Origin of the sequence: Mesorhizobium sp. M7A.F.Ca.CA.002.04.1.1, from assembly GCF_004022805.1 — a bacterium.
Taxonomy (GTDB): Bacteria; Pseudomonadota; Alphaproteobacteria; order Rhizobiales; family Rhizobiaceae; genus Mesorhizobium; species Mesorhizobium ciceri.
This window is the reverse complement of sequence record NZ_RZPL01000001.1, coordinates 1-13949: the sequence shown is the minus strand read 5'-3', so window position 1 is coordinate 13949 and position 13949 is coordinate 1. Positions and strand designations below refer to the sequence as shown.

General features: G+C 55.7%; 10 protein-coding genes and 1 pseudogene. 2 read left to right on the top strand and 9 right to left on the bottom strand.

From position 1 onward, the window contains the following. Nucleotides 1–450: 450 nt before the first annotated feature. The 6 genes from ENZ75_RS00050 to ENZ75_RS00025 form a co-directional block, all read right to left on the bottom strand. On the bottom strand, nucleotides 451–1017 hold the full coding sequence (locus tag ENZ75_RS00050; RefSeq protein ID WP_158515808.1) for a GNAT family N-acetyltransferase: 567 nt from the start codon (nucleotides 1015–1017) through the stop codon (nucleotides 451–453). A gap of 390 nt (nucleotides 1018–1407) precedes the next feature. After that, nucleotides 1408–3237: an IucA/IucC family siderophore biosynthesis protein gene (locus tag ENZ75_RS00045; RefSeq protein WP_245481116.1), complete on the bottom strand. Its 1830-nt coding sequence runs from the start codon at nucleotides 3235–3237 to the stop codon at nucleotides 1408–1410. A 463-nt stretch (nucleotides 3238–3700) separates the two neighbouring features. Then, entirely contained in the window at nucleotides 3701–5002 is a 1302-nt protein-coding gene (ectB, locus tag ENZ75_RS00040) for a diaminobutyrate--2-oxoglutarate transaminase (protein WP_063169360.1), read from the bottom strand. A gap of 166 nt (nucleotides 5003–5168) precedes the next feature. After that, nucleotides 5169–6008, bottom strand: a complete 840-nt coding sequence (locus ENZ75_RS00035; protein ID WP_063169361.1) for a hypothetical protein — start codon at nucleotides 6006–6008, stop codon at nucleotides 5169–5171. Further along, on the bottom strand, nucleotides 6001–7257 hold the full coding sequence (gene ectB / locus ENZ75_RS00030) for a diaminobutyrate--2-oxoglutarate transaminase (protein WP_063169362.1): 1257 nt from the start codon (nucleotides 7255–7257) through the stop codon (nucleotides 6001–6003). The genes ENZ75_RS00035 and ectB (ENZ75_RS00030) overlap by 8 nt, the downstream gene beginning before the upstream one ends. 1064 nt (nucleotides 7258–8321) lie before the next feature. Further along, nucleotides 8322–9038 (bottom strand): SPASM domain-containing protein, encoded by a 717-nt coding sequence (locus ENZ75_RS00025; protein ID WP_224571099.1) that lies wholly within the window; start codon nucleotides 9036–9038, stop codon nucleotides 8322–8324. A 719-nt stretch (nucleotides 9039–9757) separates the two neighbouring features. Between ENZ75_RS00025 and ENZ75_RS00020 the strand changes: the two are divergent. After that, nucleotides 9758–9993 (top strand): annotated as a pseudogene (locus ENZ75_RS00020) (transposase); the annotation flags it as partial. A 16-nt stretch (nucleotides 9994–10009) separates the two neighbouring features. Here ENZ75_RS00020 and ENZ75_RS00015 read toward each other — a convergent pair. Together ENZ75_RS00015 and ENZ75_RS34205 are read right to left on the bottom strand one after the other, a co-directional pair. Next, entirely contained in the window at nucleotides 10010–10756 is a 747-nt protein-coding gene (locus ENZ75_RS00015; protein WP_063169365.1) for a LuxR family transcriptional regulator, read from the bottom strand. Nucleotides 10757–11110: 354 nt separating this feature from the next. Continuing rightward, the gene (locus ENZ75_RS34205; RefSeq protein WP_127262113.1) at nucleotides 11111–11413 is read right to left on the bottom strand and encodes a hypothetical protein; all 303 of its coding nucleotides are present in this window, start codon (nucleotides 11411–11413) and stop codon (nucleotides 11111–11113) included. On the opposite strand from ENZ75_RS34205, the gene ENZ75_RS00010 reads away from it, so the two are divergent. Further along, nucleotides 11393–13195 carry an ABC transporter ATP-binding protein gene (locus tag ENZ75_RS00010; RefSeq protein ID WP_063169366.1) on the top strand — a complete coding sequence of 601 codons (1803 nt, stop codon included), beginning with the start codon at nucleotides 11393–11395 and terminating at the stop codon, nucleotides 13193–13195. The genes ENZ75_RS34205 and ENZ75_RS00010 overlap by 21 nt on opposite strands. Before the next feature lie 597 nt (nucleotides 13196–13792). Here the strand turns inward: ENZ75_RS00010 and ENZ75_RS00005 are convergent. After that, entirely contained in the window at nucleotides 13793–13915 is a 123-nt protein-coding gene (locus ENZ75_RS00005) for an exopolysaccharide production repressor protein (protein WP_127248688.1), read from the bottom strand. Nucleotides 13916–13949: the final 34 nt, after the last annotated feature.

Sequence of the window (13949 nt, the reverse complement as noted above, 5' to 3'; positions counted from 1 at the left end):
GGCATTCGGCGGCGTATCAGGGCCAGCTTCAATGAGCAGCACGCGAGCGCCATAGGCGGAGAGCCTGCTCGCCATCACGCATCCAGAGGAGCCACCACCCACGACGATATAATCGAAAACCACGCAACTCCCCATCAAGGTACCAAGTGTGATGGGCTTCTTCAGCAAAGCGCTCCTCCTACCGCCTGAGATATGGTCACTTACGGCGCGGCAGCTCCACATCATGCCGTCTGTAACGGAGCGATTTGATCGCCAAATCGGTCGAGGGCATGCCCGAAGCGAGACCGAGCGACCCATCTGAACTATCTCTGAACCGACAAGCTCTCAATTCCAGGGCACATGCATCTCCGGACACGCCGGTGCGTCGGTGTGAATGATTGCAAGTTCGTAGGGCGAGAGCAGCGCTCGCCTACGGTTTCTTGCATCACCGTCTTCCGAGAAACAATGATACTAACAAGAGATAACGACGACTTTTTCGATTTTTACAGCAGTCAAGACTGTCACTTCAAAATATCGCATAACTACGTTATTGTAGACCCGGTCTCTTACATAGCGAAGGCCTACTTTCGGTGCTTTCCGAAGCGAACGCGTGTTCGTTGGGCGAATGAATGAAGTGACCTTCTCGAGCGTTAGGTTCTCGAAAGCAAACTGGATCGCTGCCCTGCCGGCCTCTGCGGCGATCCCCTTACCGGAAGACGCAAGGTGGAGGCACGATACGGTTTCCACATTAGTGGGATCTTCGGGCAGATACGGGCCACTGTACATCAATCCACAGTAGCCTGCGAATTTTCCGACTTGGCCTTCGCCTTTTACGAACACCATCCATAAGCCGAAACCATTGCTCTGCCAATGATGGATGAACTGTTGTAGTTTAGCTTTCGATTGCTCTCGGGTCGGATAGACTCCATCCCACATGGCATTTACCACAAATGGATCGCTATGAAGCTCATGTAGAAGAAGCTCGTCGCTATGCGACGGTGGCCTTAGGATTAGGCGCGGCGTTTCTAGAATGTACATGAGAAGCTCCCTTCTAGCCATAAGTTAGAGCCGCACTTACCTCCAACGCGGCCATGATCTCCTAGCATGAGCGTCAAGGCCGCAGTGCTTGATTGAAGGCGTTCGACGAGGTTTATGCTTAAGGTAGCGAGGTCTACACAAATCAAGCTTTGGGCGCCTAACCGTGTCAGTGTTGACGGCACCTGGAAAGCCGGCCCGAAGGCGATAAAAAAATTAGGCGCCTCCTTTCAGAATGGAAGCAGGCGACGCGCTGGTGAGCGGGCGCCTGATACGCGCAACATGCTGCGGCGGCGTTTACGCAAGGGGTTGCTTACCCCAAGGGGGGGGTATGGTATTGGCCCAAAACCGGCTAACTACATTGTTCATTTAAAATACGCGCCTCCTTCAAGCTTAACCTGCACTGGTCACTTTGCGAATGCCCGCCAGTGGGTTCTTCAGCGTGCCGACGGTGTGCAGGTATTCTCCCGGATCACCGAAGTCCACCATTTGCTGGTTTTTTTGTATCTGCAGTCGATTCATACATCGTCGCAGAAATTCTGGAGCGAATAGGTCATGCTGCCTGTATTTTTCGTCATATTCCGGATGTTTCGTCTGGTAGCCAAGGATGGACTCGCTTACGAGCTGCCAGAAGTGTGTCGACGGAAAATCAAGATGTTCTTCGAGTGTTACAGCCAAGTAACGAAAGAAGCAGTCGAAAACGTCGGTGAAAATGAAGTCGTGCTTCATGTCGCGATTTACTTGAATGCAGATCCTCTTAATCTCCTCCGGCACGTTGAGATCTCCGCCTAGAATACGAAGCTCCTCGCCAATGTCTTTCATGATAACTCGCGTCGGAGCGTGATCTTTCATAACTAGAATTATATTTTCTCCATGTGCCATAAACGCTAGATCGTAAGCATAAAAGCAGTGGAGAAGCGGCGCCAGATAAGATTCAAAATAGCGGCGTAGCCAAGCGGCGGCGTCTAACCCCGAGGCATTGATGAGGGCTGTCACGAGTGCTTCACCATTGTAATCGACATGAAGCAGCGACGCCATTGTCATCAGACGTTCCCCTTCTTTCAACTGCCGAAGGGGGCTTTCCCTCCACAGCGCAGAAAGCATCTGCTCGTAAGGGGAGTCCTTCTTGAGGGCGGTGTTGAAACAACGATTGCGATAGCCAATCGTCGCGACCTCGCGAAGGATGCTGAAGCCGTTGGCGGCTAAATAGGAGTCACTGTCGAGCAAATTCTTCAACCATTCGTTGATGGCGGGCGTCGCCAGCATGTGTGTCGGTGACAAGCCGCGCATAAACCCCATGTTAAGTATCGACAGCGCCGTTTTCACGTACCGTTTATGCGGATCGCTTATATTGAAAAGTGTGCGGATCGATTGCTGGGCATGATATATGTCCTTCCCCTGGCCTAGGCAGACAATGTGCCGGTTGGCGATATCCGCCGCGAAGATAGTTGAGAGCCGATTGAACCATTGCCAAGGATGCGCTGGCATATAGATGTAATCGGTCGAGTTTAGTCCCTTTTGACGCAACGCTGCGTCGAACTGTTCCAGCGCCTGTCGACCGAGTTCCTCGTGCATGAGAAGGTCGTAGTCGAGCGTTGAAATGGACTTAAACGTTGCCATTTCTTTATGGACGGCCAGCCATATGAGTCTTATCGAACTGCCCACCTCCGGCGCATAGCGACTATAGTCGAGCGCGTCAAAGCCAATGCGACCGTTATTCGCGATAAAGGTCGGGTGGCCCTCCGTCATGCCAGCCTCAACGATCTGGTAATCGGCAAAAGCCAGTTCTGCGGCGGATATCTCTGTTTTGGCCTGCTTGTACGCGCTGCCATACAGCGTGCTGCTGATCTCCTGCAGGTAAACCGGCATCATCTCTTCCTTTATGCCAAGATGGCGGCTGAACTCAATAACAAAATCAAGCGCATCCAGGGGGGCCGGCCTGCCCTCAATCCTTTTCTCCAGAGAGCCGGCGTCCACTTGCCAGTGATCTAGCAGGAGGCGCCGAGCCTGGAACCAATACTCCAACCCAGGGGTCTCGCTTTCCAGCACATACTTCCCCCAGTCGCCTTCCATTCGCTGGAGTCGAGGAGCAATTAGCAACTCGTGTGCAAATTCGCTGATTGCTTTACGGATAAGGAGCCGGTTGGCCTTTGCCCATAAATGCGGTTTCAAATGCTGCGTTACGCGTTCGGCTAGGCTTATCTCATCGTCTCGGGCTGTCATATCACTCACGATCTCAACTCCTTCAGAACGTAACGGTGTAAGGTTCGCGAACGCGCCTTACACTCGTCTCGCCAAACTTCGACGTCGCACAAAATCCGTTCTATTTTTCATCAGAAAGGATAAGAAATACCGGACCTCTTATACAAGTTAATTTCTAATGTGTTGTGTACCGTTCGTCTTCGCTCGTGATAAACCAGCAATATTACCATCTTACTTATATAATATATTAGAATACCGGTTTCACCGGCCCTGGACGTCGTCCTTCATCTTGCAACGAGCAAGAAGTGTGTATTGATTTGCACATGCCGTACTGTCGTTCGATCACGTCAAGCGGTCGGTGTCCATTGTTTGAGCTCTCCGAGTGTCCATTTTTGCTGTCCGTCTCCATACAATCGCATACGTCTAAAGCGGAATTTCCTTTGCTTGATAAGCCCAGACTGGGTAGGGGGGACTGAGTGAATGCCTACTCCGCTGAAATGCTGTCCTGCACCGCGCCAATGCTGTCGCGTACGATCGACAGACCACGGCGCAGTTCAGCCTCGGTTATGGTAAGGGCTGTCATGAACTTGAGCACCTCACCATACGAGCCAGCGATCTCGATCACCAAGCCGCGACGAAAAGCTTCCCGGGAAATGAGCCCCGGCAATGAGTGGTGCTTTGGTGATACGAGTCCATACATCAAGCCGCGGCCTCGGACATTCAGAGCAAGGCTGGGGAAGTCGTCTGCGATCGACTTGAGTTCTTGAGCCAAGATGGCTGATTTGCGAGCAATCTCATCTTCAAACTTGGAGTCGGACCAGTAAGTCTCAAGGGCCGCACGAGCAGTGACGAAAGCATAGTTGTTGCCCCTGAACGTGCCGGTGTGCGCACCCGGCGTCCAGACATCAAGTTCAGGCTTCATGAGGACAAGGGCCATAGGCGTTCCAATTGCAGACAACGACTTTGACAGGGTAACGATGTCCGGCACGATCTCAGCCGCCTCGAAACTGAAGAATTTCCCTGTGCGACCGACACCAGCCTGAATATCATCGAGGATCATCAGGATCTCGTGCCGAGAGGTCAGATCACGCAGCCGTTGCAGCCATTCAACGGTAGCAGCATTGACACCGCCTTCGCCCTGCACTGCTTCTAGGATCACCGCAGCGGGTTTGCCGAGACCACTGCTAGGATCATCGAGAAGCTTCTCGAAATACTCGATCGTGTCTGAAGCGCCGAGATAGCCCTCGTACGGCAACGATGTCACGTGCGCGAGGGGAAAGCCGACAGCATCTCGGAACTTCGTGTTTCCGGTTGCCGCCAACGCCCCAGCGCTGACTCCGTGAAACGAGTTCGTAAACGAAACGATGTTTGACCTGCCGGTCACTTGGCGAGCTAGCTTCAGAGCCGCCTCGACCGCGTTCGTACCTGTGGGGCCAGTAAATTGCAATTTATAAGACAGACCGCGGGGCTTCAAAATAAACTGCTCAAAAGCTTCGATGAAGGCCTTCTTGGCGGTCGTAGCAAGGTCGAGCCCGTGCACAATTCCGTCGCGCGCAATGTAGTCCAACAACGCCCGCGTGAAGGCTGGGTTGTTGTGCCCGTAATTCAAGGCTCCCGCGCCTCCCAAGAAGTCGATGTATTCCCGACCGTCTGTAGCTATGAGGGCAGTGCCGACGCCTCGATCGAACAGAACTGGGAACGCACGGACGTAGCTCCGCACCTCAGACTCAAGACGATCAAAGATCGCGAGGCTTACATCGTTTGTAGGAGTAAACTGCTTCTTCATAGGGCGAGTCCTGAATTGTAGCCTGCAAAGGCATCAGCCCAAACTGTCTGGCGAAGGCCATTTCAATCGGTTCGAGGTTCGGCTTGTATGACGGCAGCATGAGCAGTCACACGCCTGGCCACGCCAACTCACGGCCCAAGCCAGTCGATCGCTGCGAGGTCCAACGTCACGTCCACCAGAGAACAAGATCAGGCCGCGCAAATCCGAAAAAGCAATTCAGCACTAGGCGACGCTTTCCGTCGCCTAATTGACCGGTAACCCCGTGAACGAAGCCGCCATCGATTAGGGCGATATCCCCGGTTTTGAGCTCGAACTCGCGGCAAGGGACGGCTTCCAGATAGGCTGCCGAATAGGGATATCCAGTGGTCTCCACACCTTGCGATATCCGGTCCGCAACCGTCGGCTTGTGGCTCCAGAGCTTCAGATTGCCGCCTTCCTCAGGCATGCTGGGATAGAGGTTGAGCGCTGCGACCGTATTGTGCGCCACCGCAGAAAGCTCGTAATCATCGCCAGCACGTAAGACTTGAGCGACGTCGTCGTGGGGATCCAAGGAAAATGTGCCTGTGCCCGACCAACTGAGGCCGCGACAAACATTGGCCTGGCCGTGTTCGGAACGGGCTAGCCGCAATTCGATTCCCTGGTTGTGAAGCTCTCGCTTCAACGCCCTGAATACTGCTCGAACCGGGTCAACCAAATTCTTAAAAAGGGCATCGACGTACGGCCGCGCGTTTTCGGCGTCTGCGAAATAGGTGGCTGCATCCTTCCTGTAGTGAGATGCGCCGACATATTGTCCGGGCACACCATCTTTACGCTCTCTGAGACCAGAGCTTCCAATAAAGTTCGTAGTGATCTCCTCGGCTACTTCGGTGCTGAAAGCTTGCTTGATGTGCAGAGCGGTGAGCTCACCTTTCAGGACCGAGATGATCTCCGCCGTGTTGATCGACCCGGTCCGTTCTTTGATCGAAACCGGCGAGATGGCTGGCACTTGAGATATCTGACTAGGCATTGTCTTGCTCCTGTAGTGCGTGTTCAAGGATGGTGATGCCACGATCGAGTTCGGCATCGGTGATGGTTATCGGTGGGAGGACTTTGATAACGTCGCGATTTGGCCCCGAGGATTCGATAAGAAGGCCATTTTCGAATGCGACATCGTGCACGCGGCCGACAACTGCCGGTGAACGGCATTTCAGGCCGGCCATCAGACCGCGGCCGCGCTTCTGTTCGATGTATCTTGGAAATTTCGCAACCAGGCGATCGAGGTGCGTTTGCAGCCTGACGGCTGTCCGCTCGACACCTGCAGTAAATTTCCTATCCGACCACATCTTGCACATGGCTCCTGCCGTCACGAAGGCGAAATTGTTGCCTCTGAAGGTCCCGCTATGTTCTCCGGGCTTCCATATGTCCAAGTCGGGTCGAATCAGAACGATGGACAACGGACTACCTGAACCGCTTAGGGACTTGGAAAGACACACAATATCCGGTTCGATTTTCGCGGACTCGAATGAGAAGAAATCGCCAGTTCGGCCCGCACCCGCCTGAATATCGTCGACGATAAAAACAATGCCGTGCGTACGGCAAATGCGCTGAATTTCCGTGAGCCAAGCTGCGGATGCGGCGTTCATGCCGCCTTCGGCCTGGATGGTCTCCAGAATGATTGCGGCAGGCTTTTCTATGCCGCTCCCCGGGTCGCTCAAAACGCTGTCGATGTAACTGGCGGAATCGAAAGCTTGGCTCGGATAGCCGTCATAGGGAACACGGATCACATCGTGGCGAGCGACGCCTCCCAGTTCCCTGGTTGAGGCCGAGCCCGACACCGCTAGAGAGCCGAGCGACATGCCGTGGAACGCATTCGTAAAGGCCATGACGCTCGAGCGGCCGGTGTATTTTCGCGCCAGCGCCAGCGCCGCTTCGTTGGCGTTCGTGCCGGTCGGCCCGGGAAACTGAATCTTGTACGAAAGGCCTCTGGGTTTCAGGATCCAATCGACGAACCCTTCAATGAAGTCACGCTTTGCCGCCGTATGCATATCAAGCGACAGAAGAATGTTCTCACCGACGAGATATTCAATCGCTGGCGCCATAATATCCGGATTGTTGTGCCCGTAGTTGAGTGCGCCGGAACCCACCAGGAAATCGATAAAGGGCTTACCCGTCTCGTCCCAGATCGTCGCCCCAAGGGCCTTCGTAAAGACGGTGGGGAACGCCCGGCAATAACGACGAACGTTAGATTCATGAGCCGTGAAAGCGTCGGTGTCCATATCAAGTCCTCTGCACATAGTCTTTCAAAGAAGAGAGCTGTTTAATGGCTAGTGGTTTGCGGCAGATGTTCGTCGCTTAACGTTGAAGCAGAATGCCGGAGGCAGCTTTGTTTGGTCTGGGTTTGGTCTGGTGATGCCGGCATCCTCATCAAATATTGTTGGGTTGCGTTGCCCTCCATTCGGATGCTTTCGAATGTGCTGCAACAGGATGGCTTCTAAAGCTTCCGCGAAAGCATCGCTACTATGGCATCAGGTAGTTGACGTACCCACCCTTCGCTGCCCATAGCGCTCCGGACAAATGAATGAGTCCAAGGAGATCAGCAGGGTCGCGTCGCCAGAGGTTGTGTCGCTCGGCGGTAGCGAAGCCGCTCGCGAGCGCGCTCCTCAATAGCGCCGTAGCGAGCGAGCGGCTTCGCGGCGGTCATCAATATTCGCCGTTCAACCTCGGGCTGCGGACACCAACCTGATTCAAGAAACTATTTGATGACCGATGACACAGCGAAAGCCACGCTCTCTTTGAGAAGAATGCGGATTCCGATCTCTTGCGCGATGACTGGCCCGAGCCGCCGGATCAAGAGGGCGGGGCCGCCGTGGACCCCCTTGACGGAAAGCCCGTTCGTAGGCCAGGCGGAAGCAACCGGGAGACGCGCTGGCGAAGGGCCGCATCGGTTTCGAGAACGTCCACTACCGCGACGGCAACCATCCCCGGCCGCAGCTGGGCTGCTGCCTTCAGGCGAGTCGAAAAGGAGATCGTCCGGGAGGGTGAAGGCGTTGACGAGGTGAGCCGTGAGTAAGCAATCAAGCTCTGATCGGGATCGACTAACACTGTTTCCATCCGACCGATGGTTGACCTGTGATCGGCGTTACCTCAAGCTAGGCAGGCCGACAAGCTCGGTTGGAAGGCGAAGACCTTTCGATGAGCTCGTCTCCGAAATGCTCGAGGCCCACTGCCGCGCCTACAGGAACATACTGGCGTAACGTGAAAACACGATGGCGTCGCGGGCAGGTGCATCTGTCGTGGGGCCATCCGCACTGCCAGGCACGCCCTCTCGGCCGGCATGCACTCAGGTCCGGTCGTTTGGGTCGGCGAATTCACACATCCTGCAAAGCAGAAAACCATCTGCTCCATTCATGCGGTCGACGATTTCGCGAAAAACTGGCTTTTCAAACAGAGCGGAGTAACCCTCATATAGAAGGTTGCCCAATACGTGACGCCGTTCAAAATCCATAGAGCACAGGGTAACGTCGCCGTTTGGAAGAAGAACATTCCGATACTGTCGTGCGTCCACGCAGGTTAGGGCTCCGACCACTGGCTGACGTGGTGCAACGATCTTAGGGTCGACGCTTCCACCCCTACTGCTCACCGGCCGCGCTTTTATCAGGGCTTCGGTAGGAATAATGTCGGCTATATCTGGGTGGGGCTCGCCCAAGGCCACGAATCGGATCAAGGGGATGTCCGCGTCGACGAGTTGACGAACCAGATCGCGATACTTGTCTCCGACCAGGCGGCTGTTCATGTAGGTGCCGTCATCGAAAACATGGACCACGAATACGCCCAAGCGCAAGGCTTGCAATCGCTGCAGGTCCTGCCCGTTCATTCCCACCAGCGTCGTAAAAATCCTGATGCCATGGCCTTTGGCGAAGGCGTGCTCCACCATTTCGGTACAGTCCGGATTGAGCCAAGGTTCGGAGTATCCCGCAAAACCAATGTCGACGGAAGTCGGTACGCGGGCCAGACACCGCTTGAAATCTTCAAGATCCAGATGACTCGCATGAGACACTTTTCTTTGCCGGACCGCGAACTTGTCCTGGGGACAATATGAACATCCTACGACGCATCCCGTGGTCGTCGTTATCTCCAAAACCCTGCCGGCTGTGTTTGCTGAGCGAAGTTCCGGTAAAATCACTGGTGATTACTCCCATCTACTTCCTGCGAAGCGCCACGATGGTGTGCGTGTGCCTTTGGCTTTCTGATACCGCCTGCTGATCTACCGAGGCAACGCAGACATCTACCCTTTTTGGCAGCCTAAGCCGCCCGGTTCACCGATTTGCCGGGCCGACCCTTCACAAACTTCCAGCGCGTCGGACCAGAGACAGCATTGCATCTTTCGAGGCATCACTCGCTCCGGAGATGTAGCCTCAACCGTTGGTCGCTGGCCCGTCGCCGAGATGCGCGCGCAGCACCCTCGAACCCGCCGGAGAGAAGCTTTCTGGATGCCGTCGATCATCCTTCATCGAGCGAGTTCCGTGTTCTCATGCGGGTCAGCCCTCACACTATATTGCCGCACATCGACCAGCAAAGGCCGAGCTAGTGCGCCTGGCGCGCAGTTACTGCGAGATAGGCTTCGAAAAGCCCGACAGGGCTAAGACGCTCCGCTGTATTGAACCCGAAATGTTTTCTGACAGCTGTCAGATTTTGGACACACATCACTCATCGTCAGTCGCTTAATACGGATGGTAATTTCTTCCAGGAATCGGTGACATTGAACACCACCCTGTCATGACCGCCCAATCTCAGCGAAGCGAACTCAGCATCGCCACCAGGACCAAGCCTGAAGATAAATCCGCCGTAGCAGCGTCAACGACATTTTGCTTTCGAAGCCGGATGGATTGCACGAGGTGATTCGCGCCGTGATGCAGGAGGTGCTCGAGGCCGAGATGGACGAGGCGCTGGGTGCTTCGAAGAGCGAGCGCACGCCGGAGCGTCTCGGCTATCACGCGCGCTACTACGGGCGGAGAACTAGCTGCGCACCTACGGCGGTTGGATAATCCCAAGGTTCAAAGCTTTTACAACAGCTACCGTTCTGCTGGTCGCATCCAACTTCCGCATTACATTTTTTAAATGGAAATCTATCGTATTTCGTGATCTGCCTAAAATAGTTCCTATTTCCCAAGATGATTTTCCTTGTGACACCAAATCAATGCACTCTATTTCTCTCGGAGACAGGTTATGAGCTCGTTCCGACGCAGTCGTAGTGTCGAACTTCGTAACCATCCGATGAAACCGCAGCGCGGCCATTTGCAGGTAGGTGATCGCTCTATTCTGCAATTCGCAGTCCGAGGATTGAGCAAAACTCACAAACCTAAAGCTGCCACCAGGGCCATGTAATGGGACGGTAACGCCTGACCTCAAGCCGAATGTTGCTGCTTCGTCCAAGACGCGGCGTCCATCTTCAGTTATGTTTTCATCAGTATACACCTCGCTCCATCGAAAGGGTCCCGCCTCCTTTCGACCTTTCTTGATGAGGGGGTCTATTTTGGCATAGCCCATTCTCGAGTAGCGCTCCTGCCATTCAGCAGGATAATTCCACATCACCACAGAACCCTCCCGGTTCGGCTTGAAAGCCCTCTCTGATGCGAGCGGCCCATAGGCAATCCACGGGCAATCGAAATTCAGCGCAAACGCAGACAACAGTTCGAACAACTGTTCGGATTGAGCGACATCATCAGTCATCTTGAGGAATAGGTCTAACTCCACCGCAATCCGCCGGAGTTCCATGATGTCTCCTTCATTGCGTTCTCATTGGTGCACAGTTTGCTCCAACCCAGCCTCGCAACATCCGAAGTCAACGGGACTCGAGCCGGAGTTCCTTCCGCCACCTGGAGTACCCTCAAGAGTCGTGCCAGCTTGCGAGCGAAGCTTCTCCTTCAGGTCGTCAATCGACGGGGGAGGTACCCAGGAGGCGAACCGACAGCACTGTGTCGGGGAGCGCACAATCCGACAGTCGAGCATTCGATTGACGGAATATGGGCAGGAAAGTATTCGCGGCGCGCTTTTGAAATCAGCACCTAAGTGCCGGGCCTGAGAAAGCTGCATTGCAACTGTACTTATTTGATCGAGGCAAGAACAAGCTCAAAATTCAATCGATACATCGACCTTCTTTTCCAATCTCCCGAGTTGAGCAGCCGTAGCAATCGTATCGACTGGATGGCGGCTGACTTTCTCCAGGCTCGGTAACCTGCTGAATTTGTCCTTCGGATGTTCCCGCTCAGTTGGCACGACTTTTGAACTCACCGTCGTGAGGCGGCAAGAGCTGCCCGCCAAAATTGATGCTGTTATGGGGGAGGTCGAAATTCCAGTTTTGTCTTTTATCGTCTTTGGGACCGAGCGTGTTGATGCGCCCGCTTGGAAACTATGAGACGTTTCCCCGTCCATGGGCGCGGCGCCACTTGTCGCGACGTTTTCGCCTTCACTGTTCGCCTCTGGAACAGGCAGCCGGCCCGGCTCGCGATCATCATGACCGCGATGCTCGCCTCCACGCTGGCTGACGTGTTGATGCCGCTCTATTCTGGCCGACTCATCGACGCTGTTTCTCGTGCTGCTAATGCGGCAGCACCAGCTTCGGATTCAGCTGTTGCAGCATTCTCTGTACCGATTGCATTGGCACTCGGTGGCATTGCCATGCGCCACGTCGCCTTCATTGGCCTGAGCGACCTGGTGTTGAAAATGATTTCCGACGTCGCGACCGAAGCGTTCCATCATGTGCAGCGCTTTTCGACAGACTGGCATGCAAACAGCTTCGCCGGCTCGACAGTGCGCAAGATAACGCGCGGCATGTGGGCGCTCGACCTCCTCAACAGCACGATACTCGTCACGCTGCTCCCGTCGTTTGTCATCTTGATCGGCTCGACGGTGCTGCTCGGCTGGCACTGGCCGGTCATGGGCGTGATCTTTGCTTGCGGCTCTCTCGTCTACCTTGCGTTTTCGATTTCGCTGTCGCTCGGCTATGTCGCGCCAGCGGCGAGCCTTGCCAACCGATGGGACACAAGGCTCAGCGGCGCGCTTGCGGACGCGGTCAGTTGCAACGCTGTGGTCAAGGGCTTCGGCGCAGAGGTTCGCGAAGACGAGCGGCTTGCAAATATCATGACGAAATGGCGGCACCGCGCGCGCCGGAGCTGGGTGCGCGGAACGATCATCGGCTCAACCCAAGGCGTAACTTTGGTTGCGCTCAGGGTGGCGGTGGTCGGATATGCCCTGCTTCTGTGGTCGCATGGACAGGCAACGCCGGGCGAGATAGCATATGTTCTCACGTCCTTCATCGTCCTGCAGGGCTATCTGCGTGATGCCGGCATGCATGTCCGCAACGTGCAGCACTCGGTTAATGATATGGAAGAACTGGTGGCCATCCACAATCAGCAGGTGGATGTTGCCGATCGTCCAGAGGCCAAGCCGATCCGGATCACGAACGGCCGTATCGATTTCGAGAACGTCCACTTCCGCTACGCCAACCATCCCCTGCCGCTCTATAGCGAATGTTCGCTGTCGATTGAAGCTGGCGAAAGGGTTGGGTTGGTTGGACCCTCCGGTTCCGGCAAGACAACATTCGTGAAGCTGATCCAGAGACTCTACGACCTGAGCGGCGGCCGGATCCTGATAGACGGTCAGGACGTCTCGGAGGTGACCCAAGAGTCCCTTCGTTCGCAGATCGCGATCGTGCAGCAGGAGCCGATCCTGTTTCACAGGTCGCTTGCCGAGAACATCGCCTATGGCCGGCCTGGCGCGAGCCAGGCCGAGATCGAGCAAGCGGCACGACTGGCAAGTGCCCACGAATTCATCGCGCCCCTGCCGAAGGGCTATGGGACATTGGTCGGCGAAAGGGGTTTGAAGCTCTCCGGCGGCGAGCGCCAGCGCGTGGCGATCGCGCGCGCCTTCCTCGCGAACGCGCCGATCCTTATTCTGGACGAGGCCACATCGAGCCTCGATTCGGAATCCGAGGTGCTCATTCAACAAGCGGTGGATCGGTTGATGGTGGGCCGAACCACACTCGTCATCGCACACCGGCTGTCGACGGTCCGCTCGCTCGATCGGCTGCTCGTCTTCGACCGTGGCCGCATCATGGAGGACGGCGATCATGCCGCCCTGATCAATCTCGATGGTGGCATTTACCGCCGCCTCTTCGAACGGCAGGCGTTGGAACTCGCGAAGGGCCTGGCCTGATCGCTAAACCGGCTTGCGCGATGCGCCGAGCCGTTGCCGGAGAGGGGTGTGGCAGTGACGAGCGGCGGGCGTTAGGCGGCAAAACCAGCACGGCCGGAACTGTCCGCCAAACGGGCGAGCGGGAATGCACCACGTCTAAGCTTCGGCGAATGCGCGCAGTTACACGCGGGCACCGAATTGTCGCGCCTAACGGCGCACGCACCAAAAGGGCGGGAATGTCGACGGCCCGGGAAGAGTGCGGCCCTCGCCGTTACCCACATTTCGCCAAAGGAAGCGAAGTCAACGCACATTGAGAGGGCGGTGCTTCCCGGCCGGCCGGGATCCCTGTCGCTGGCCCAACCTACCGCACGCTGGCCACGTCAACGGTTCAAAGTCCCTTCGGTTCGCAAAGTCGTCCCCTTGGAGACCCGGAAGCGCAGGAGCTCCGACCGCAGTCTTCGCTCAACTCTGGCCATCTGCTCCGGGATTGGATTCCGTTCCCTTGCTAGCACAGTGGCAGCTGAGCACGAACTCGCCGGCCCCGTGTCTTTCGATTACGGCCAACGGGCTTAGGAAGAGATTGGATTCGCCGGCCCTCTGCGGAGCGAATGAACAGTTCTACAGATCATCGACGTCCGCGAAAAAGAGCACGCAGCCGAAATAGCAGGCCTGAAGCAGCAGCGAACAGGCCAGCGTCGTGACGACTGCCACACGGATCGAATCCAAAGCGAAGTAAACCATCGACGCATTGCTGCACAGGACCAGCCCCACGAGC

What these genes read in the sequence shown, in the direction of transcription:
- ENZ75_RS00005 (WP_127248688.1), bottom strand. Translation starts at nt 13,915, where the DNA reads ATGGTTTACTTCGCTTTGGATTCGATCCGTGTGGCAGTCGTCACGACG.
- ENZ75_RS00050 (WP_158515808.1), bottom strand. Translation starts at nt 1,017, where the DNA reads ATGTACATTCTAGAAACGCCGCGCCTAATCCTAAGGCCACCGTCGCAT.
- ENZ75_RS00035 (WP_063169361.1), bottom strand. Translation starts at nt 6,008, where the DNA reads ATGCCTAGTCAGATATCTCAAGTGCCAGCCATCTCGCCGGTTTCGATC.
- ENZ75_RS00015 (WP_063169365.1), bottom strand. Translation starts at nt 10,756, where the DNA reads ATGGAACTCCGGCGGATTGCGGTGGAGTTAGACCTATTCCTCAAGATG.
- ENZ75_RS34205 (WP_127262113.1), bottom strand. Translation starts at nt 11,413, where the DNA reads ATGGACGGGGAAACGTCTCATAGTTTCCAAGCGGGCGCATCAACACGC.
- ectB (WP_063169362.1), bottom strand. Translation starts at nt 7,257, where the DNA reads ATGGACACCGACGCTTTCACGGCTCATGAATCTAACGTTCGTCGTTAT.
- ectB (WP_063169360.1), bottom strand. Translation starts at nt 5,002, where the DNA reads ATGAAGAAGCAGTTTACTCCTACAAACGATGTAAGCCTCGCGATCTTT.
- ENZ75_RS00045 (WP_245481116.1), bottom strand. Translation starts at nt 3,237, where the DNA reads ATGACAGCCCGAGACGATGAGATAAGCCTAGCCGAACGCGTAACGCAG.
- ENZ75_RS00010 (WP_063169366.1), top strand. Translation starts at nt 11,393, where the DNA reads ATGAGACGTTTCCCCGTCCATGGGCGCGGCGCCACTTGTCGCGACGTT.